Raw genomic sequence first — 20,992 nt, 5'->3', positions numbered from 1 at the left:
AGGTCCTGGAGCCCGGAGCCGGAGCGCGCGCCGCCGGGACGCGGGTGTCGCGCGTGTTCAGGTCGTGTTCAGTTCGCTTCGCTGAGGGCGCGCCGAACTACCTTCTTGAATTTCGCGAGCGGCTGGGCTCCGCTGACCAGGTAACCGTTGATCACGAACCCGGGAGTCCCGGTGATGCCGGCGCTCCGCGCGGCCTGCGCGTCGGCCTCGACCGCGGCGCGATGGGTGTGCTCGTCGAGCGCCTTTGCGAAGCGCGCCGCGTCGAGCCCGAGGCTCGCGGCGTGCTGCTCCAGGGCCGCGCGGTCGAGGTTCGAGGCGTCGCTCACCTTGAAGAGCAGGTCGTGCATCTTCCAGAAGCCGGCCGGCCCTTTCTGCGCGAGCGCTTCCATGGCCGCTTCGGCGGCCAGCTGCGCCTCCGGGTGGAAGGGAAGCGGCAGGTGGCGGTAGACGACACGGACCTTGCCCGGGAACGCCTTGATGAGCTCGTCCATCGTGGCGGCGGCGCGCGCGCAAAAAGGGCACTGGAAGTCGGAGAACGCCTGGATGACCACCTTGCCCGCGGCCGCGCCCTTGCTGGGGTGGCCCTTGGGCGCCGGCGGCACGGACACCTTCGGCGGCGGCGCCGGCGGGACCGCCTGCTTCTGGATGGCCTCGTACACCTTCGCGCGCGGCGTCCCGGCCACGACCATCGCCTCCGCCTTGGCGATCTCCTCGTCGATGATCGCCTGGAACTTCTCGATCGGCTGCGCGCCGACGAGGCTGCGGCCATTGATGAAGAAGTGCGGGGTCCCCTGGGCGCCGAGATCGTCGGCGAGATCCACGTCGGCCTCGATCTTGGCGGCGTGCTTGTGCGAGGCGACGGCGCGCTTCACCGCGGCGACGTTCAGCCGGAGGTCCGCGGCGACGGCCTCGAGGGCGGCGTCGTCGAGGGCGGCTTCGCCGGCGAGGAGGCGATCGTTGGCCTGCCAGAAGGCGTCGTTTCCCTTCTGGGCGCGGGCCTCGCGCGCGAGCTCTGCAGCGGGCTCGGCCCGGGGGTGGAACGGGAGCGGGTGGTCCTTCCAGACGACGCGCAGCTTGTCGCCGTACTGCGCCCTGAGCTTCTCGACCGTCGGCGTGACCCGCCTGCAGAACGGACACTGATAGTCGCTGAACAGCACCATCGTGACGAGCGCCGTGTCCGCGCCGCGCACGGGCGAGTCCCCGACGGGCACGAGGTGCACAACGCCGCCGTCGCTCTCTTCATCATCGGCGTCGTCGTGCTCCTCGGCAGGAGGAGCGAAGTTCTTCTTCGCGAGCGCCGCGTAGATCTTCTCCGGCGGCGTCCCCTCGGCGCGGAGCGCCTGCGCCGCGGCGAGCTGCGCGTCGATGATCTCGGCGAACCGCTCCGCCGGCTGCGCGCCGACGAGGAGGACGCCGTTGATGAACGACGCCGGCGTGCCGTTCACGCCGAGCCGCCCGGCGAGCGCCATGTCCGCGGCGACCTTCTGCGCCGCCCCGCTCTGCTGGACGAGCTGCGGGATCTGGCCGGGGGTCACGCCGGCCCGCCGGAGCGCGGTGGCCTGGACCTCCGGCGAGAGCCGCTCGTCGGCCGTGAAGATGGCGTCGTGAAACGCCCAGAAGGCCCTGGGACCCGCGTGCGCGAACACCGCCATCGCGGCCTCGGCGGTCGGCCGAGCCTGCTTGTGGAAGGCGAGCGGGAAGTTCTTCCACACGACCCGCAGCCGCTCCGCGCCGTACCGCTGCTCCAGCTGCCGCAGCGTGCCGCCCAGGTGCTTGCAGAAGGGGCACTCGAAGTCGGAGAACACGACGATCGTCACGGGCGCGAGCCGGCTGCCGCGCGCCGGGTCCGCGCGGGTCACCGGCACAGGACCGGGGTCGCCGTCCGCGACCATCACCTCGTCATCGAGCGTCGCACCCGGATCAGCGGCTGGGCCCGGCTGCCGCGCTGGGGCGCCGCTGCTCTTCGCCTGCGAAGCGTCTGGAGGGGGCGGCGGCAGCGCGGAGCTGCAAGCCAGGACGAACAGCAACGAGAGCCAGGCGACGGCGGCGATGGCGCGGCGAGACATCGCGCGAGTGTACTCCGGTTCCGCGATGACGCCTTCGCCGCGCGGGCGTCGCTGTGCCCAGCGCGGAACGCCTCGCCGCGCCGCCAGGCGCGATTGACGCCCTCGCCGCCTTCGGCCATGACGGGCGCGGCGCGCCGCTCTGCCGCGCCAGGAGAGCGCACCGGAAAGCCATGGAGAAGGTCTACAGCGCCGCCCGCGTCCAGCCGGAAGAGCACAGGGACGTCCTCGCGCAGCTCTGGAAAGAGAACCTCGCCCACGGCGAGGTGTCGCAGGAGCTCGTGGAGCGGCGGATGCGCTGGTTCCAGGAGCAGAACCCGGCCGGCCCCCCGCGGACCTGGATGGGCTTTCACGGACCGGAGCGGGAGATCATCGGGAGCGGCTCGTTCTACCCGCGCGACCTGGTCGTCGACGGGCGCAAGCTCAAGGCCGGCGTCCTCGGCGACTTCGGCGTGACCAAGGCGCACCGCATCGCGGGGGCCGCCATGAGCATCCAGCGAGAGCTCGCGAGGGGCTGCCGCGACGCCGGGGTCGATTTCGTGTTCGGCTTCCCCAACAAGGCCTCATTCCCGATCTTCCAGCGCGCCGGCTACAAGAAGATCGCCGATTCCATCATCTGGGTCCGGCCCCTCATGGCCGCGTACAAGCTGAACGAGCTCGCGGCCTCGTCGGCAGGCGAGCAGCGGAGCACCGTGAGCGCGGTGGTGCAGCGGGTCGCCGAGCGGGCCGCGTCGGCGGTCCCCCACCCTCGCTGGCGCGCGCTCTGGGAGGCGGCGGAGCCGGGCGCCCCGCCCGCCCCGCTCGCGCAGGCGCTGTCGACCGCGGCGGAGCGCGCCGTCCAGCGGGCGACGGTGAAGCCGGACAACCTCCTGGTCCGGGCCGCGGGCAGCGCCCTCGACGCCTCGATGGCGCTCCGGGACACCGCCGCGCTGCTCGCGAAGGGGAGCCGCGTGCGCACCGAGCTCGTGGACGCCGCCGATCACCGCTTCGACGGGCTGTGGTCGCGGGCGAAGCCCTGGCCGGTCGCCGGCGAGCGGAGCGCCCGGTTCCTGAACTGGCGCTATGCGCAGCTCGGCGACGTCCGATACCGCTTCTTCTGCATGCTCGACAGGCATGACGGGCGGCTGCTCGGCTACGCCGTCTACTCGGTGCGGAACAACAAGGTCGAGCTCTGCGACCTGTTCTGCGAGGACAACGGCCCCACGTTCGACGCCCTGCTGCTCGAGTTCTGCCAGGCGATGCGGCGAGAGGGGCACGTCTCCGTGGGCATGCTCCTCGTGACGCCCCCTTCGCTCAGCGCCCGCCTGCGGGCGCTCGGGTTCTTCTCCCGCCCCCACCCGCCGAACGTCGGCTCGCGGTGGCTCATCGTCCACCTCGATCCCGCCTTCCCCGACGAGCTGCGGCGCGTGCTGCTCGACGCGGAGAGCTGGTTCATGACCGACGGCGAGCTCGACGTCTGATCGCCCGGGCTCCCGCCTCCCGGGGGATCCCACCGATCCGCTGGACCACCTCCTCCCGCCGGTTACCCTTGCCTCTTCATGGATAACGAGGCGCCGGCCCTGTCCATCGCGCGGCTGCGCTCCGTCTGGGATGCGGAGGTGGGCCCCTCCGCGCGCCGCGCGCTCACCGCGGCCGCTTGCGCAGGGCTGTTCGGCGCGGCGCACGTGGCGCGCGTCGGGTCGCCGCTCGCCCGCGGGCTCGCCGGCGCCGGGCTCGCGCTGCTGCTCGCGGCCATCGCCGCGCGGGCCATCCTCGTGCGGCGGCGGCGCGGCGACGCCCGGCGCACGGTGCGCGAGATCATCGGTCGCACGGACGAGGCGCTCGGCGCCGCCACCCTGCGGGCGCTCACGCTCGCGGATCGCGCCGCCGCCGACGATCGCGTCGGCTCGCCGGAGCTCGCCGGCCTGCATCTCCGGCGGCTGCTCGGCCGCGCCTCGCAGGCGCGCGTCGTCGAGCGCGCGCGCCAGGCAGCGACGCGGTGGGCGAGCGCGGGCCTCGCCCTCGGCGCGGCGGCGCTCGCGGCGGCGGCGATCGAGCCGTCGCGCGTCGTCGAGGGGCTGGACGTCCTCGCCGCCCGCCGCGGCGAGGCTCCCCTCGATCTGCCGTGGATCGAGGAGGTCGAGATGACGGCGGCGCCGCCCGAGTACCTGCACCAGGGCGCCGAGGAGCTCCTGCCGTTCGCCCCGACGATGCAGCCCCGAGGGACCGTGATCACGGTGCGCGGCCGCCCCGTCCGCGCGGGGCGCGCGCTCGTGCTGACGGACGGCGGCGCCGAGGTGCCGTTCGTCGACGACGGCAAGGGCAGCGTGGTCGCCCGCTGGACGCTCGGCGAGTCGACGACCCTCCAGGCGGCCGCGCGCTTCGGGCAGGTGCGCGTCCGGCAGGCCGACGCGCAGCGCGTCGTGTCGATCCCGGACGACGCGCCGCGCGTCACGCTCGAGGGCGCGCCGCGCACGGTGAAGCTCCTCGACGAGCCTAGCATCCCGCTCCGCTACGAGATCACCGACGATCACGGCCTGCGCGAGGTCGATCTCGTCCTGCGCGCCGGAGCGAAGGAGGAGCGGCGGGTGCTCTCACGGCCGGCGGCGGACGCGAAGGTCGACCGCGGAGGCTACGAGCTCCGGGCGCGCGATCCCTTCTTCCGCAGGACGTACGTGCCCGTCGAGGTGCGGATCGAGGCGCGGGACAACGATCCGATCGAGGGCCCGAAGTGGGGCAGGAGCGAGGCCATCCTGGTCGTCCCGCCGCAGGTCGGCGAGCCCGAGGCGCGGCGCTACGCCGCGCTCGTGAAGGCCCGCGACGCCCTCACCGACCTGCTCGCCGACCGCATCGGCCAGAGGACGCCGGAGGCGGGCGGCGCCGCAGCACACGCGGCGCGCGAGGCCGAGGTGCAGGCGACGGCCAAGGCGGCGGTCGAGGCGGCGCTCGCCGCGGATCACGGCGGGCTGCGGGTGCGGGGGCGCATCGCGTCGCTCGCCCGAGGTCAGCTGGCCCGGCTCGACGCGGCGCTCGCCGCCGAGCGGAAGTCGACGACCCGCGCGGCGCACCAGGAGCTGCTCGACGAGACCGAGGGCGCGCTGCTCGCGTTCGACGCCGGCCTGCGCGGCCTGGGCCACCGCGACGCCCGGGCCGTCGCGCAGCGGCTCGCCGACGTCGCGGACGAGGCGGCGGCGGCGGCCGAGCTCCTGGACAACGGCGACCGCGAGGGCGGCGAGGTCCGCCTGGAGGCGGCCGTCGCGGTGCTGGGCGGCGGGGGGGTCGAGCTCGGCAAGCTCGGCGAGCTCGGCCTCGACCTCGGCGAGATCGTCGCGAACGACCTGCGCCGGATCGCGCGCGCCCGCGGCGCCAGCGACTGGCTGCACGCCGAGCTTGCGGCGCGCGACCTCGCGGCGCGCCTCAGGCGGCCGGAGCCTTCGTTCGGCGGCGGCGGCCGCGGCGGCGTCGAGTCGGGCGCGCCGCGCGGGCCTGACCCCGGGGACGCGTCGAACGCCGACGAGAGCGTCGCCCAGAGCGAGCGGGATCTCGAGGAGCTCGCGCGCGATCACGCCGCCGAGACGAACGCGGTCGCCGAGGAGCTCTCGCGCGCGTCGCGGCCCGAGGACATCGCGGCGCTCCGGGAGGAGGCGAAGAAGCACGCGGAGGCGATCCGAGAGGCCGTGCGGGACCTGCCGCAGCCGGGCGCGGCGCCGGGCTCGGCCGAGTCCGCCGCGGCGGCTGGCCGGGAGCAGGCCGAGGCGATGGCCGGCGCGCTGGAGCAGGGCCGCCCCGAGGAGGCGGTGACGAGCGGCCGGGGCGCGATGCGCTCGCTGGGCGACGCGAAGCGGCTCGGCGCGCAGGCCGGCGGCTTCTTCCCCGAGGAGCGCGCCGCTCGCGAGGCCGGCGAGGCGCAGCAGGCGCTCGCCGAGGAGCTGGCCTGGGCCGAGGAGGCGCTGCGCAAGCTGCGGCAGGCGGCGGCGGAGCGGGCGCGGGACGGCCTCGGGAAGTCGAGCCAGCGCGAGGGGTCGCTCGCTGACCGCGCGCGCGATCTCCGCAAGCGGGGCGAGCGTGGCGACGGCCGCATGCCCGAGGAGATGCTCGATCGCCTCGACGAGGCCGAGCAGGCGATGCGCGACGCCCAGCGCGCCCTCGCCGAGGGGGACGGCGAGGGCGGCAACGAGCGCCAGCGCGACGCGCAGCGGCTGCTGGAGATGTCGCGCAGCGAGGACCAGGGTCAGGAAGGCGACGCCGAGTCGGAAGGGGATCGGAACATGGCGAGGAAGGCCGACATCCCGGACAAGGACAAGCACAAGGGCCCCGAGGAGTTCCGCCGTCGCGTGCTCGAGGGGCTCGGGGGGACCTCGGAGCCGCGGCTGCGAGAGGCGGTCAAGCGTTACGCGGAGGGGCTCCTGAAATGACACGCACAGGCGGCGGAGCGGCCTCGGCTCGGCGCGGGGCGGCGGCGATCGCGAGGCGCGGCCTCCGGGCCGCGATCCTCGCCGGGCTCGCGACGGCGTCGGCGACCGCATCCGGGCGCCTCACGGTCGGCGATCTCGATCGCGCGGCGCGGGCCCGGGCCGCGATCCTGGAGATCGACGTCCCCGCGGCGCGGGACGCCCTGAAGGACGCGGATCCGGCGGACCTCGCGCTCGCGCTCGAGCGCGGCCGCCTCGCCATCTACGAGGGCGACTGCGACGCCGCCTCGGCGATCCTCGCGCGCCCCGATCTCGCGGCGACGGCCGAGGGCGCGGCGCTCGGGGACATCGCGCGCGGCTGCGCCCGGGCCACTGCGGCGACGGTCGTCGTGAACGACGAGGAGCGCGGCGTCTGGGTGCGGCTCCAGGACGACGACGATCGCGCGCTCGTGCCGCTCCTCGTCGACGTCGCGGCGAGGACGCGCGACGTGCTCGCGAAGGACCTCGGCGTCGAGCTCCTCCGGCCGCTGCGGATCGATCTCGTCCGCGATCAGTTCACGCTCTCCGCGATGACGGGGCTGCCCGAGGAGGCGGCGCGGACGACGGGCACGGTCGCCATCGCCAAGTGGGGGCGGGTGACGATGCTCTCGCCGCGCGCCCCGCCGAGCGGCTACCCCTGGCTGGACACGCTCGCGCACGAGATAACGCACCTCGCCCTGTCGCGCGGGACGCGCGACAACGCCCCGCTGTGGCTGCAGGAGGGCGTGGCCAAGCGCGAGGAGGTCCGCTGGCGCGAGCCCGACCCGCTGGACGACGTACCGTCCGCGGACGCGATCGCCTTCCTGGGCATCCAGAGGGGCCTCGGGCGTCCGCTCGACAAGATCGGCCCCTCGATCGCGATGCTCCCGAGCGCGGAGGAGGCGGCGGTCGTGTTCGCCGAGGTCGCGAGCTTCATCCGTTACTGGACGAGGGAGGCGGGCGACACGGCGCTGCCGCAGCTCCTGCGCCGGCTCAAGGACGCGAGCAGCGACGCGGACCTCGAGCGGGCGATCGCCGAGATCTCCGGCGCGGACCTCGCGGCCTGGGACAAGCGCTGGCGCGCCTACCTCGCCAGCGTGCCGGCCGACGTGCCGCCCGACCTCGCGCCCGGCGCGGACATGCCGCACCGGCAGGAGGTGAGCAAGCGGGTGCGGCTCGGCCAGCTGCTCCACGACCGCGGCCACCACACCGCCGCCGCGGTCCAGCACGCGCGCGCGCAGGCGCTCGCGCCGCACGAGCCGGCGGTGCGCTGCTTCCTCGCCGCCGCGCTGCTGGCGTCGGGCGAGCGCGCGAGCGCCTCGCCCCTCGTCGAGCGGGTGGAGGACGTGCACAGCCGCTACGGCCGGTGGTGGTCGCTGCACGGGCTGCTCCACGGAGGCCCCGACGGGGACCGCGCCTTCTCGGCGGGCACGGCGCTCGATCCGCTGAACCCCGACGTGGCCTGCGAGGAGAAGCTGCCGCCCGATCTCCCCGGCGATCCCCTCCGTTCGGCCCTCTGCGAGGCCGCGCGCCGCAGGGCGCGCTAGCCCGTCGCATCCGAGATCCAAAAAAAGACGGCCAGCCGAGGAAATAGCGCCGCTCGACGCAATGGCGCGCGAGCGGCGGTTTGTTCGCGAGGGTGCCCGCTCCGGATTCCGTCGCACCGGAGCGCGCTCCTACGGTGCGCGGGATGCCGAACCCTGGTCGCATCCCCTTGATGATCGCGCTGGGCCTCGCCCTGCCGGCCCCGGCCTACGCCCACGGCGCGCAGCGCGCGCCAGAGCCGCGCGTGCACAGCGAGTTCAGCGCGTCCTCCGTGCTGGCATTTGGCCTGACACCGACGGCGGGCCTCGGCCTCTCGCCCGCCGCCGCTCTCCGCTGGTCCGACCTGTCCATGTCGCTCGAGGCGCGGGCGCTCGTCGCGCTGGGCGGCCCGCCGAGCGATCTGCCGAGCGCCGGGCCGCGGCGCATCAGCGCCGGGCTGGGGGTCATGTCGCTCTGCAGGCACCGGGACGACGTCTTCCTGTGCAACGTCTTCCAGCTCGGCGCTGTCCGCGCGGCCGTCCCGGAGAGCGTCACCCAGGCGGAAGGCGACGTCCTCTGGCTGCTCACCTCCGGCGCGCGCGGCGGCGCCGAGTGGCGCATCGCGCGGCACCTCCAGCTGCGCAGCTTCCTCGAGCTGCACCTCGTCCTGGCGCGCCCTCTGCTCTCGGCCGGCCCGGCCGGGAGGTGGAAGACCTCGGCCGTCGCGGCGATCGCCGGGATCGGCCTGACGTTCCCGGTGGACCCGGGGTGACCCGGGTGAAGAGCGTCGCGCCTGCGGGCCGCGCGCGGCGCGGGCGCCGGGCCGGAGGAGGTCGCGCGCTCAGCGCGGCCTAAGTGCTTCGCGCGGCCTCAGTGCTTCGCGCGGAGCGCGCGCGCCAGCGTGTTCCTGCCGACGCCGAGCCGCTTCGCCGCTTCCGTCTTGTTCCCCTCGCACGCCCGGACCATCGCCTCGACGTAGCGCCGCGTCACCTCGTCGAGGGTGAGCCCGAGCGGCAGCGCCACCCGCGCGTCGCCCTCGGGCGCCGCGGCTGCGTGCGGCGGGGCGCCTTCGCCCCGGCGCGTCGGGAGGTGCCCCGCGGAGATGCGGCCGTCCGGCGCGAGGGCGATGGCGCTCTCGACCCAGTGCTCGAGCTCGCGCACGTTGCCTGGCCACGTATGAGCGCGGAGGTGGCGGAGCGCGTCCGGATCGAAGCCCGGCGACGGCCTGCCGTACCTCGTCGCGTAGACGTCCGCGAAGTGCCGGGCCAGCGTCTCGACGTCGTCGGGGCCGCGCTCGCGCAGGGCCGGCAGATCGATCTCGACGACGCGCGCGCGGTAGTAGAGGTCCTTCCGGAAGCGCCCCTCGGCGACCGCGCGCTCGAGGTCGCAGTGCGTGGCGCACACGACGCGCACGTCGGCGCGGAGCGACTGGCGACCGCCGACGCGCTCGAAGGAGCGGTCCTGCAGGAAGCGAAGGAGCTTGCCCTGGATGTCGAGCGGCAGGTCCCCGAGCTCGTCGAGGAACAGCGTGCCTCCCTCGGCGAGCTCGACCTTGCCCGGCACGCGCCGGTCCGCGCCGGTGAACGCCCCACGCTCGTGGCCGAAGAGCTCGCTCTCGACGAGCTGCGCCGGCAGCGTCGTGCAGTCGACGGTGACGAAGGGCCTCGTCTGGCGCCGCGAGTTGACGTGGATCGCCCGGGCGAAAAGGCTCTTGCCGGTGCCTGTCTCCCCGCGGAGCAGCACGGTCGCGTCGGTCTGGGCCGCGAGCTGGACCTTCTCGTACACGGCGGCCAGCCGCTCGCTCCGGCCGACGATCCGGTTGAACGGCCCCTGCAGCACGACCCCCGGGCCGCCGCCCTCGGCGGCGCGGAGCGTCGTCAGCGAGAGGGCGCGGGCGAGCTGCGTCGCGAGGGCGACGAGGTAGCGCTGGTCCTCCTCGTCGAAGGGCGCGCCCGCGCGGTTCAGCAGCTGGACGACGCCGCGGACCGGCGCGGCGCCGTCCTCGCGGATGGGCACGACGAGCATCGAGCGCGTCGTGTAGCCCGTCGCCCGGTCCGCCGACGGATCGAAGCGCGGGTCGCGCGAGGCGTCGTCGACGCGCACGACCTGCCCGGTCGTGGCCACGTGCCCGGCGATGCCGCGCTCGAGCGGCTGCCTGAGCGAGGGGAGCTCGGGCAGCAGGGCGACGCGCGTCACGAGATCGCCGCGCTCGGCGTCGACGAGCCAGATCGTCGCGCGGTCGGCGCGGAGCGCCTTCGCGAGCCGCTCGCACGCCGTGCCGAGGAGGGCGTCGAAGTCGACCTCCCGGGCGAGGAGGGAGGCCAGATCGACGAGCAGCGAGAGGCGCGACATGGATAGCGGAGCAGCATCCAGCATAGAGGGCGCCGCGCTTGTCGTCATCCGGGTCATCACGCGGCCCGCGCGAGGGCCTCGACGTGGATGCAGAGCCCCTCGCGCGCGGCGACCGAGCCAGGGAAGAGCTCGCGGGAGAGGCGCTCGATCTCGGCGACGCCGGCGTCCGTCCGCTGCGGGTCGTGGTGGAACAGGACGAGCTTCCGCGCGCCGCACGCCCGCGCGATCTCCGCACCCGCGACGTACGTCGAGTGCCCCCAGCCGACCTTCGAGCGCCCGCCGTCGCCGCGGTACTCCTCCGGGGTGTACTGCGCGTCATAGATGAGCACGTCGGCGCCGTCCGCGAGCGCGCGCAGCGCCGGATCGACGCAGGCGTAGTGCTCGGTGTCGGTCGCGTAAACGACGCTGCGGCCCTCGTGCTCGACGCGGTAGGCGAGGACGCCGCCCGGGTGGTTGAGCTTGGCGATCCGCACGTGGACCTCGCCCACGTCGAACGCCTCGCCCGGCCGCGCCTCCCGCACGGCGATCTGCGCGCAGAGCTCGTCCATGCGGACGGGGAAGCTCGGCGCGGCCATCTGCGTCGAGAGCACCTCGCGGAGGCTCCCGACCCCGTGCGCGCTGCCCACGATCGACAGCCGCGAGCTCGGCAGGTACGCCGGCACGAAGAACGGCAGGCCCTGGATGTGGTCCCAGTGCAGGTGCGACAGCAGCACCGTCGCCTCGACCGGTCCCTCCCGGAGCAGCGCATCTCCGAGCTTGCGTACGCCCGTCCCTGCATCGAGGATGATCCGCGACGATCCGCAGCGAACCTCCACGCAGCTTGTGTTTCCGCCCACCGCAGCCGTCTCCGGCCCAGGCGAAGCGATGCTCCCGCGAACTCCCCAGAACTTGATCTCCATCATTGTTGCGAGCCTCCTCGGCGCTCTTCAGCGAGAGCGAGCGGCGTGCCAGGACGCAGGCTCTTGAAATCGCTTCACTTTTCTGCTGTGCCCGCGGAGGTCGATCGAAGTTGCAGCGCGAGGTCCGGATCGCCGCTTCAGAATGGAGCGCGTCGAGGGGACGGCCTGCGGGCCCTCGCGCCCCCATTTGCGCGGAGCGGCGCTTCGCGATTGACGCGCTCGCAGCGACGTGGAGAAACGTGGGTCGCGGGGGACGGGCCTGGCGTCGCGCCTCGGATCGCGCTGTGCGTCGCGTCAAGGCTGAGCTCCCTCGCTGGTTGGGGACCGCGCCAACGCTGGAAGGTTCGTCTGACCCGAGCGTTGACCAAGGTCCTTCCTGAGGCCTAGCATTCCTGCACCGCTCTCTTTCCCGCATCGTTACCGCTGCTCCGCACAATGACCGTTGCCACCTACGCCGCCGCACAGCTGTTGCGGGTGCTTCCGCGAGAGCGCATTACCCGGGCCGTTGGCCGCCTCTGCGACGCCAGGGCACCCGCCGCCGTCTTGAACACGGTGGTGAAGCTCTACGCGCGCGCGTACCGCGTCGACATGGACGCCGCCGAGGTGCTGACGAGCCCTTACGAGAGCTTCGACGCGTTCTTCACGCGCAAGCTCCGCGAGGGGATGCGCCCTGTCTGCTCCGATCCCGGAGCCATCACCAGCCCTGCCGACGGACGGGTCGAAGACATCGGCCCCGTGACCGAGGGCGGGCGGCTGACCATCAAAGGGCAGCCCTACCGCGTGGAAGACCTCGTGGGCGACCCCGCGGAAGCCACGCGCTATGACGGCGGGCAGTTCGCGATCGTCTACCTGTCGCCGCGCGACTACCACCGGGTCCATTCGCCCGTCGCCGGGCGGGTGAGCCTCATCCGCTCGATGCCGGGGGAGCTGTTCCCGGTGAACGCGATCGGGGAACGCCACGTCCCGGGCCTCTTCGCGCGCAACCGGCGCGTCGCGATCGTGATCGACACGGAGCGCCAGGGGCGCGTTACGGTGGTGATGGTGGGCGCGATGATCGTCGGACGGATCACGGTGAGCGCCGTCGATGCGCGCGACGTGCCGCTCGGCCTGCACACGATCTCGCCGGCCCTTCCGGTGGCGTGCGGCGAGGAGATCGGCAAGTTCCACCTCGGATCCACCGCGGTCATGTTCGTGGAGCGCGGGGTGGCGCCGCCCTGGAGCAGGGCTCCTGGGCCGATCCTCTACGGAGAGCCGCTGGACGGAGGGGGCCAGCGATGACGAGCGAGCGGCCGCGCAACCCCCTGGCTACGCCCGCCCAGGAAGGCGGCGCCTCCGGAGAGCCCGGCGCGCCGCTGCCGGGCGAGGCAGGGAACGCGGCCGCACCGGCGCCGCAGGGAGAGCAGGGCTCGCTCCCCGCGCGAGCGTCCGCTCCACGGCCCGAGCGCTCGCCCAGCGCGCGCCCGCAGCTCGCGACGACGACGCCGCTGCCGCGCCTCGATGTCGTCGCGGGCATCGCGGACGGGGGCTCCAGCGGGCAGATCGCGGAGATCCCGGACCTCGATCTCGACCCGCGGATCGCCGGACCGCCCACGGAGCGCTCGCGGCACGGCGCTCCCCTGCCGATGAGCCCCGGCTCCAGGCGGTCCTGGCAGTCGCTCGCGACGGAGGTGGAGCGGGCGGCGGAGGTGGAGCGCGGCGAGGGCGCGAAGACCGGACGACGGCGCTCGCGGCGGCTCGTGAACGTGTCCGGAGACGCAGCGCAGCAGGGCGACGATCAGGTCGCCACGCACGACCGCGCCACCGTGCCCGAGGATGCCGCGGCGCAGCGCTCGCGCGCGCTCGACGAGGCGGACGACGACGGGTGGCCGAGCGCCTCCGAGAGGCGGCCCAGCTACCCGGCGCTCGAGGCGCCCAGGCATCCCAGCGAGCCCGCGCTGGATGGATCCAGGCCCCCCAGCAAGCCGGCGGCGGCGACGGCCGCGGCGACGAACCTGGCCGAGCTGGTCGCGCCCCGTGCGGTCCCGCGCCCGTCGCCGAAATCCTCGAGCATGCCGCCGATGCCGGCGCCGAGCGGGCTCATCATCGATCCCGACTCGGTCGCGGTGATCCGACCGCTCCAGATTGTCAGCATCGAGTCGGACCTGCCGCCGGTGCCGCCGGTCACCTCGGCCCCCGAGCCCGCCAGACCGCCGCTCTTGACCGATCCGGCGGAGCACGAGTGGCCGCCGCTCCAGTTCAGGATCCGGCCGGACGACGTCCCGACCGGGATGGGCCTCGACTCGTTCCAGGAAGGCCTCTCCGAGGGCCCGCCGACGGCGCGCGACGCCGCCTTCGACGCCCTCCAGCCGGCGCCTCGAAGGCGGTCCAGGAGGCAAGCCTCGGCGCCGGAGATCGACGCGCGCCCCTTGGACTGGCCGCTGGGGGCGGGCGCGGACGAGGTCGCGGAGGTCGAGCCCGAGTCCGAGCCCGTCGACGAGGCGAAGGCCGAGCCATCGAGCGCTTCCCCCGCGGGCGGCGAAGGCCAGCAGGCGCAGGGCGACGCGACGCGCATCACCGTGCCGCCGAGGAGCACCGAGGTCGAGCTCGAGGAGGTCGAGCCCGAGCGCGACGCCGAGCTCGCCGACGCGGGCTCGGCCGCGCAGGCCGATCCGCACGCCGCGCACCCCAAGAAGCCACCGCCGCCTCCCTTGCCGCCGCGGCGCCCGCGCGCGCAGGCGCTGGCATCGCCGGATCTCGCGACGTTCACGAGCTCGGTGCCGCCGCCGCCCGCGTCTGCGCCGCCCGTGTCGGCGCCTTCGTCGCACGGCGAGCCGTCCGCGTCCGCGCGGCCCGCCGCTCCCGCCGCTCCCGCCGCGGCGCCCGCGGCGAAGCAGGCCGAGCACGATTCCGGCCCGTCGACCGAGCCCGCCGCGCGCCGGAAGCGCCCGTGGTGGGAGGAGCTCTTCGGCGACGACTTCCTGCGCACGCTCGACAAGATCGACAGCAAGGTGGTTCGCCGCGAGGTCGATTTCATCGAGGAGCGGCTCGGCGTCGAGAAGGGCGCGGTGATCCTCGATCTCGCGTGCGGCGCGGGCGGCCACGCGATCGAGATCGCCAGCCGCGGCTACAGCGTCGTCGGCTACGACCTGTCGCTCGCCATGCTCGCCCGCGCCGCCGACGAAGCGCAGGACCGCGGCCAGAAGCTGAATTTCCTCCAGGGCGACATGCGCGAGATGACGTTCGAGGAGACCTTCGACGGCGTCTACTGCTGGTCGACGAGCTTCGGCTACTTCGACGACGAGAAGAACGCGGATGTCCTCGCCCGCATCCGCCGCGCCCTCCGCCCCGGCGGGATGCTCCTGCTCGACATCGTCAACCGCGACTATGTGGCGTCCCGCCAGCCGAGCCTTGTCTGGTTCGAGGGGGACGGCTGCGTCTGCATGGATGAGATGCACGTGGATTTCTTCACGAGCAGGCTCAAGGTGAAGCGCACCGTCATGTTCGAGGACGGCCGCTCGCGCGAGCTCGACTACTCGCTCCGCCTCTACGGGCTGCACGAGCTCGGCAAGGTGCTCCACGAGGCGGGCTTCAAGGTCACCGAGGTGACCGGACACCCTGCGCACCCCGGCGTCTTCTTCGGCTCCGAGTCGCCGCGGCTCATCGTCCTTGCCGAGCGGAGCTGAGGCGCTAGGGCTCCCCGCGAATGAGCTTCGAGGCCGCGATCGCGCGCGCGCTGCCGGGGATCCCGCGCAGCGCCTCCCCCGTCGATCAGATCGCCTACGCCCGCGATCTCTGGCCGCGGCACCACCTCGCGGTGACGGAGGGCCGCATCGCCGAGCACCGGCCCGGGATGATCGTCTGGCCGTCCTCCGCGGAGGAGGTCGCCCAGGTGGTGCGCTTCTGCGCGGACGAGGGGCTCCCGCTGGTGCCTTTCGGGGCGGGCTCGGGCGTGTGCGGCGGCGTCTTGCCGGACGAGCGCACGGTCGTGCTCGACCTCAAGCGGCTCTCCCGCCGCCGCTCGCTCGATCGTCAGGCCCCGTCGGTCGAGATCGAGGCCGGCGCGCTCGGCATCCGCTTCGAGGAGGAGCTCAACGCCGAGGGCTTCACGCTCGGCCATTTTCCGTCGTCCATCCTCTGCTCGACCGTGGGGGGCTGGGTCGCGGCGCGCAGCGCCGGCCAGTGCTCCGGGCTCTACGGCAAGATCGAGGACATGGTCGCGTCGCTCGAGTGCGTCGTCGGCCGCGGCGAGATCGTCCGCTTCGATCGGCGCGCGCGAGGCCCGGATCTCACGCCGCTCCTCATCGGCAGCGAGGGCGTGCTCGGCGTGGTCACCGCCGCGACGCTCCGGCTGCACCCGGCGCCGCCGGCGCGCGCGTTCGCCGCGTTCTCGTTCCCCAGCGTCGAGGCCGGATGGGACGCGATGCGGGCGATGTTCCAGGCCGGCCTCCGCCCGGCGGTCTCTCGGCTCTACGATCCGTTCGACTCCTTCATGGCCCGGCTGGGCGCCGTGCGCCGGCAGCGCGCCCACGCCGGCGCGGCCGACGAATCCTCCGGCGGGGCGGCCGCGCGGGCGCACGGCGCGCGCGGCCCCGGGGCCGGCGCCGCGGTGCTGCGCGGCCTGCTGCGCGCGCCGGGGCTCCTCAACCAGATCGTCGACGGCGTCGGGTCGCGCGTGCTCCGCGGCGCGACGCTCATCCTCATCTTCGAGGGCACGGCGCGCGCGAGCGCGGACGACCTCGCCCGCGCCGCGGCGATCGCGGAGCGCGGCGGGGCCAGGCCGCTCGGCGAGGAGCCCGCGCGCCACTGGCTCGCGCACCGCTACAGCGTGAGCTACCGCCAGGCGCCCGTGTTCATGGCCGGCGCGTTCAGCGACACCATGGAGGTCGCCGCGCCCTGGTCGCGCCTCGACGGGCTCTACCGCGCGGTGCGCGGCGCGCTCGGGCGCCACGTGTTCGTGATGGCGCACCTGTCCCACGCGTACCCGGACGGCTGCAGCATCTACTTCACCTTCGCCGGCAGCGCGCCGAGCGTCGCGGCGGCCGAGGCGAAGTACGACGCGGCCTGGCGGGCGGCCCTCGACGCCGCGATCGACGCCGGCGGGACGCTCTCGCATCACCACGGGGTCGGCCGGAGCAAGGCGCCGCGGCTCGGCGCCGAGCTCGGCCTCGGCGCCGACGTCATCCATGCGCTCCGCGGCGTCTTCGACCCCGCCGGCATCATGAACCCTGGCAACCTGCTCCCGCGCGAGGCGTCCTCCGCCGCGCGCCGCCCGCTGCCGCCGCCGCCCGCGGCGCCTGTGCTCGACGGCGACTCCATGCTCGTGCACGCCGCCGGTACCGCTCGCCTCGGCGAGATCGAGCGCGCCCTCGAGCAGCGCGGCCTCACGCTGGCGATCGACTTCGGCGCGACCTCGCCCGAGCTGACGCTCGACGCGTGGATCGCGGCGGGCGCGCCCGGCGCCCCGGATCCGTGGAGCGATCCGGTCGATCACCTCGTCGCCGGGTTCACCGCGCGGCTCGCGTCCGGCGCCGAGCTCGCGGTGCGGCCCGCCCCGCGGCGCGCGGTGGGCCCGGATCTCTTCGCGCTGTTCCTCGGCGTCGGTGGGCGCGTCGGCGCCATCACGTCCGCGCACCTCCGCGCCCACGGCGCGTCGCGGCCCCGCGCCCTGCCGGCCGCGCTGCCGAGGCAGCCGTCGCTCCGCGACGACGAGGCGGCGTGGCTCGACGCGGCGGTGAGCGCGGCCCGCGGCGTCCGCTGAGCGCGGTCGGCGCGGCGCTCACTCGGAGCGTGGACGGCGCGGACGGCGTTCAGCCGGGAGGCCAGGCCATCGGCCTTCCACCCATCACGTGGACGTGGATGTGGAAGACCGTCTGGCCGGCGTTCGCGCCGCTGTTCACCACGGTCCTGAAGCCGCTCTCCGCGATGCCGGTGAGCTCCGCGACCCGCCGCGCTGCGAGGAGCAGCCGGCCGAGGACGGCCTCGTCCTCGGGCGTGGCCTGGGCGATGCCCGCGATGTGGCGCTTCGGGATGACGAGCGCGTGCGTGGGCGCCTGCGGGTTCACGTCGTGGAAGGCGATGACGTGTTCGTCCTCGAACACGACCTTCGACGGGATCTCCTTGTTCGCGATCTTGCAGAAGATGCACATGGCCGCCTCCTACTCCCAGGGTGCTTGCGAGTCACGCCGCGCCCGGTCACGCGGCATCGCCCTCGTCCCGGGGTCCGGCTCTGCCGGCTCCCCCTCGCCCGGAGACTCCAGCGCTCCGCCGGGCTTCCCCTCGGGCAGCAGCCGGGCGAGCGCGCGCTCGATCCGCGACGTGTCCGCCGGCTCGGGGAGGAGCTCATCCGGCAAGGCGGCGCCTGTCGCCGAGCTCGGCGCGGCGTCCCCGCCGCCCGGCGGCTCGGCCCGCGGGACCGCCCCGCGCGCGACCGCGATGCGGAGCACGGCGAGCTCCAGGGCGTCGAGCGCGGCGGTGCGCTTCAACCCGAGCGACGGCACGTCGTAGGTGAGCAGCGCGCCGCCGCTCGCGGCGGGCGCGAGCCCGGCGCGGTCCGCGCCGGCGACCAGCTGCCGCACGATGCTCCTGAGCAGCGCCGCCCGCCGCCGCACCCGGCGCGCCTCCGGGTCGGCGTACAGCGAGAAGAAGCGGTTTCGCGAGAAGGTCGACGGCGCCAGCACGAGCGCGACGAGCAGCGCCTCCAGATCGACGGGCGGCGCCCCTCTCTCGATGGACGGCGCCCCCATCACGTGGCGGGCTCCAGCGCGGGCCCCGAGAGCCCGCCGCGCCGCAGGAGCTCCGCCTGGCGGTGCGTGCGCAGCGCGCCGATGAGCTCTTCGAGGTCCCCTTCGATGATCTTGTCGAGCTTGTGCAGCGTGAGGCCGATCCGGTGATCCGTCACGCGGTTCTGCGGGAAGTTGTAGGTCCGCACCTTCTGCGCCCGCTCCCCCGTGCCGACCATGGTCCTTCGCTCGGCGCTCTGGGCCTCTTCCTGCCGGCGCTGCTCGAGCTCGAGCAGCCGGCTCCGGAGGACCTTCATCGCCTTCGCCTTGTTCTTCAGCTGGGAGCGCTCGTCCTGGCACTTCACGATCATGCCCGTCGGCAGGTGCTTGATCTGCACGGCGCTGTTCGTCGTGTTGACGCCCTGGCCGCCGGGGCCGCCCGACGCGGCGATCGAGATCTCCAGGTCCTTCTCGTCGATGTGCACGTCGACCTCGTCGGCCTCGGGCAGCACGGCCACGGTGGCGGTCGAGGTGTGGATCCGCCCCTGCGTCTCCGTCGAGGGGACCCGCTGAACGCGGTGAACGCCGCCCTCGTACCGGAGGTGGGAGTAGACGTCCTGCCCCGTGATCAGCGCCGCGACCTCCTTGTAGCCGCCGGCCGAGGCCTCGCTCAGGTTGAGCACCTCGACCTTCCACCGCTTCGTCTCCGCGTAGCGGCAGAGCATGCGGAAGAGATCGGCGGCGAAGAGCGCCGCCTCCTCGCCGCCCTCGCCGCTGCGGATCTCGATCACGGTGTTTCGCGTGTCGTTGGGGTCCTTCGGCAGGAGGAGCACCTCGAGCTCGGCGGCGAGCCGCTCGCGCTCGAGCTCGAGCTCAGGCAGCTCCGCCTGGGCGAGCTCGGACAGGTCGGGATCGCTCAGCGCCTCGCGATCTTCGGCGATGCGCCGCTCGACGTCCCGCATCCGGGCGAAGGCGACGACCACCGGCTCGATCTCGGTCCGCTCGCGGTTGAGCCGCTGGAGCTCGGCCGGCGCGGCGAGCACCGCCGGGCTGCACATGAGGTGCTCGAGTTCCTGAAAGCGGCGCTGAACCGCCTCGAGTTTCGCGATAGGTAGCATCTGCAATCCGAAGACGACGCGGGGTTGGACGGCGGCGAGGGGCCCGGCGGAGCCGGCGCGCGCTAGCCGTGAGCGCCTGCGTAGCCGGGGTCGGCCAGCAGCTTGGAGTAGTCGGCGAACACCCGATCGGGCTGGACAGGAGCGGCCACCGAGGCCTCGCGCCAGAGCGTCGCACGGAGCGACGCGAGGGCGATCTCCAGCTGCGCGTCGTCGGGCTCCGCCGTCGTGATCTTCTGGACCAGGAACCCCGGCCAGAGCAGCGCGCGGAGCGGGCCGGTGGTGCAATAACGCGCGAAGATCCGCTGGATCTCGAAGGTGACCGCGGCGATCAGCGGGAGGAACGGCAGCTTCATCAGGAAGAACGTGACGCTCTCGACGAGCCGGCCGCCGGGCAGCTTGGGCAGGAGCGCCCCGAGGGACGCCCCGGCCACCGAGAACACCACGATGGACACGAGCGCCACCATGACCAGGAACGTCGTCCCGCAGCGGGGGTGCATGGCCGTCTTCCGGCGCGCGTTCTCGACCTCGAGGACCTCGTGCGCCTCGTAGGTGGAGATCGCCTTGTGCTCGGCGCCGTGGTACTGGAAAACGCGTCGAACCTCGGGGATCTGGCGGATCAGGAGGAGGTAGCCGACGACGATGGCGAGCTTCGCCACGCCGGTGATCGCCTGGAACGCCGGCGACGTGACCTCGAGACCGAGGCCCAGGAGCTTGTTGACCAGCTCGGCGCCGGCCTGGGGCGCCGCCACGAAGAGCAGGACCGCGAAGAGGATCGGGATCATGCCCATCCCTCCTCCGCGCTTCTTCCCCTCGGCGCTGCCGCCCGGGGCGGGGCCGCCCGTGACCTGCGCGGGCTCCACGTCCTGCGCCGCGATCGCCGCCATGCTGAGCGCCAGGGAGGTGAGGTTCACCCCGCCCGCCTGCCCCGCGCTCGGGCGCTTCGACTCGGGCCCCTTGGCCGAGCCCGCCTCCTCGGCCGACAGATCTTGCTCGTAGAGGTCCGCGGACCAGCGGAGCGCCTGGGATCCCAGGCGGAGCGACTCGACGAGGGTCGCAACCCCCCGCACGAAAGGCCAGGTGCGCGGCCCCTTCGAGACGGCGGTCATCGGCTGCTCGCGCACGACCAGCTCTCCCGAGCGGCGCCGGCAGACGATCGCGACCGAGCTCGGCGACCGCATCATGACCCCTTCGATGACCGCTTGGCCGCCGATATACGGACGTGCAGGCTGATCGCTCATACGCGTTCCAATCTAGCGCATAACACGGCCAGCGCATCGGCCCGACCGACCAGCGCCGCACAGGTGAATGTGCCGACGTCGTCAGGTTCGCATTCGCGTCCGGGTCCGCGTGCGCCGCGCGCGACGTCTCGGCCGCTCACGCTCCGCGCAGGGCCAGCGGGCGCTAGGCGAACCAACCCATCCGCCACGCCCCGGGCGGGCGCGGCGTGACGGGCGAATCCGGTGAAAGAAGGGAGTTCGGGGGTAGAGGGACGATCGGCCCGGCTACTTGCCTGCGGTCGCGTACTTCTTGCGGAAGCGGTCGACGCGGCCGGCGACGTCCATGATCTTGTGCTTGCCCGTGTAGAACGGGTGGCAGGCGGAGCAGACGTCGGTGGTGAAGCTGCCGCGGGTGGAGCGGGTCTCGACGACGGCGCCGCACGCGCAGGTGATCGTGGAGGCCTTGTACTCGGGGTGGATGCCGGGCTTCATGGTGAGTCCTTCGGGTGTTGCGAGGGAGGGCGCCTATAGCTCAGCGCGTCTTGGACCGCAAGAAGCCCCTCGGACGCGCCCGCTCTTCTGTCTCTCGTCCGGTTCAGGTCCGGCCCGCTCGGCATCGTTTGCGCCGCTGGCGGTGCGAAGCGCGGACACCTTAGGTGCGGCGCGACCGGGCTCCGGTCAAGGTCCGGGCGGCCCCAGCCCGCGCGCACGG

Annotated in this window: 15 protein-coding genes; 7 read left to right on the top strand and 8 right to left on the bottom strand. The window is 74.0% G+C overall.

Translation table 11 applies throughout. From position 1 onward, the window contains the following. Positions 1-68: 68 nt before the first annotated feature. Positions 69-2,066, bottom strand: coding sequence for a DsbA family protein (locus WMF34_RS46170; protein WP_437991805.1), 1,998 nt, complete (start codon positions 2,064-2,066; stop codon positions 69-71). Positions 2,067-2,236: 170 nt separating this feature from the next. Here WMF34_RS46170 and WMF34_RS46165 point away from each other — a divergent pair, with 170 nt between their 5' ends. The 4 genes from WMF34_RS46165 to WMF34_RS46150 all read left to right on the top strand — a co-directional run bounded on the left by WMF34_RS46165 (position 2,237) and on the right by WMF34_RS46150 (position 8,768). Continuing rightward, positions 2,237-3,523 (top strand): GNAT family N-acetyltransferase, encoded by a 1,287-nt coding sequence (locus tag WMF34_RS46165; RefSeq protein WP_437991804.1) that lies wholly within the window; start codon positions 2,237-2,239, stop codon positions 3,521-3,523. 78 nt (positions 3,524-3,601) lie between these two features. Next, the gene (locus WMF34_RS46160; protein WP_437991803.1) at positions 3,602-6,457 is read left to right on the top strand and encodes a DUF4175 family protein; all 2,856 of its coding nucleotides are present in this window, start codon (positions 3,602-3,604) and stop codon (positions 6,455-6,457) included. Continuing rightward, on the top strand, positions 6,454-8,019 hold the full coding sequence (locus WMF34_RS46155) for a hypothetical protein (protein ID WP_437991802.1): 1,566 nt from the start codon (positions 6,454-6,456) through the stop codon (positions 8,017-8,019). The genes WMF34_RS46160 and WMF34_RS46155 overlap by 4 nt, the downstream gene beginning before the upstream one ends. A gap of 143 nt (positions 8,020-8,162) precedes the next feature. After that, positions 8,163-8,768, top strand: a complete 606-nt coding sequence (locus WMF34_RS46150) for a hypothetical protein (RefSeq protein WP_437991801.1) — start codon at positions 8,163-8,165, stop codon at positions 8,766-8,768. A gap of 98 nt (positions 8,769-8,866) precedes the next feature. On the opposite strand, the gene WMF34_RS46145 is transcribed toward WMF34_RS46150, so the two are convergent. Both WMF34_RS46145 and WMF34_RS46140 read right to left on the bottom strand, forming a co-directional pair. Continuing rightward, positions 8,867-10,348, bottom strand: coding sequence for a sigma-54-dependent Fis family transcriptional regulator (locus WMF34_RS46145; protein ID WP_437991800.1), 1,482 nt, complete (start codon positions 10,346-10,348; stop codon positions 8,867-8,869). Between the two features lie 56 nt (positions 10,349-10,404). Continuing rightward, entirely contained in the window at positions 10,405-11,250 is an 846-nt protein-coding gene (locus tag WMF34_RS46140) for an MBL fold metallo-hydrolase (RefSeq protein ID WP_012241645.1), read from the bottom strand. Between the two features lie 552 nt (positions 11,251-11,802). Here WMF34_RS46140 and asd point away from each other — a divergent pair. Genes asd through WMF34_RS46125 form a run of 3 tightly spaced genes read left to right on the top strand, consistent with a single transcriptional unit; the run spans position 11,803 to position 16,984 of the window. Then, complete coding sequence (gene asd / locus WMF34_RS46135; RefSeq protein ID WP_437991799.1) at positions 11,803-12,525, top strand: archaetidylserine decarboxylase; 723 nt, start codon at positions 11,803-11,805, stop codon at positions 12,523-12,525. Beyond that, a complete protein-coding gene (locus WMF34_RS46130) occupies positions 12,522-14,909 on the top strand; it encodes a methyltransferase domain-containing protein (protein ID WP_437991798.1) in 2,388 nt (795 codons plus the stop codon). Before asd ends, WMF34_RS46130 begins: the two co-directional genes overlap by 4 nt. Positions 14,910-14,929: 20 nt before the next feature. Beyond that, on the top strand, positions 14,930-16,984 hold the full coding sequence (locus tag WMF34_RS46125) for an FAD-binding protein (protein WP_437991797.1): 2,055 nt from the start codon (positions 14,930-14,932) through the stop codon (positions 16,982-16,984). Between the two features lie 49 nt (positions 16,985-17,033). On the opposite strand, the gene WMF34_RS46120 is transcribed toward WMF34_RS46125, so the two are convergent. The 5 genes from WMF34_RS46120 to rpmE all read right to left on the bottom strand — a co-directional run bounded on the left by WMF34_RS46120 (position 17,034) and on the right by rpmE (position 20,772). Continuing rightward, on the bottom strand, positions 17,034-17,372 hold the full coding sequence (locus WMF34_RS46120) for a histidine triad nucleotide-binding protein (protein WP_012241641.1): 339 nt from the start codon (positions 17,370-17,372) through the stop codon (positions 17,034-17,036). A 9-nt stretch (positions 17,373-17,381) separates the two neighbouring features. Next, positions 17,382-17,969 carry a hypothetical protein gene (locus WMF34_RS46115; RefSeq protein WP_437991796.1) on the bottom strand — a complete coding sequence of 196 codons (588 nt, stop codon included), beginning with the start codon at positions 17,967-17,969 and terminating at the stop codon, positions 17,382-17,384. After that, positions 17,969-19,063 (bottom strand): peptide chain release factor 1, encoded by a 1,095-nt coding sequence (gene prfA / locus WMF34_RS46110; protein WP_012241639.1) that lies wholly within the window; start codon positions 19,061-19,063, stop codon positions 17,969-17,971. The genes WMF34_RS46115 and prfA overlap by 1 nt, the downstream gene beginning before the upstream one ends. A gap of 62 nt (positions 19,064-19,125) precedes the next feature. Next, positions 19,126-20,301, bottom strand: coding sequence for a DUF1385 domain-containing protein (locus WMF34_RS46105; RefSeq protein ID WP_012241638.1), 1,176 nt, complete (start codon positions 20,299-20,301; stop codon positions 19,126-19,128). Between the two features lie 264 nt (positions 20,302-20,565). After that, positions 20,566-20,772, bottom strand: a complete 207-nt coding sequence (rpmE, locus tag WMF34_RS46100) for a 50S ribosomal protein L31 (RefSeq protein ID WP_012241637.1) — start codon at positions 20,770-20,772, stop codon at positions 20,566-20,568. Positions 20,773-20,992 lie beyond the last annotated feature (220 nt).

It is taken from the genome of Sorangium sp. So ce145, assembly GCF_051525985.1.
GTDB classification, from domain to species: domain Bacteria; phylum Myxococcota_A; class Polyangia; order Polyangiales; family Polyangiaceae; genus Sorangium; species Sorangium cellulosum_B.
The sequence above is the reverse complement of the archived record's forward strand: the minus strand, read 5'-3'. Positions and strand labels throughout refer to the sequence as shown.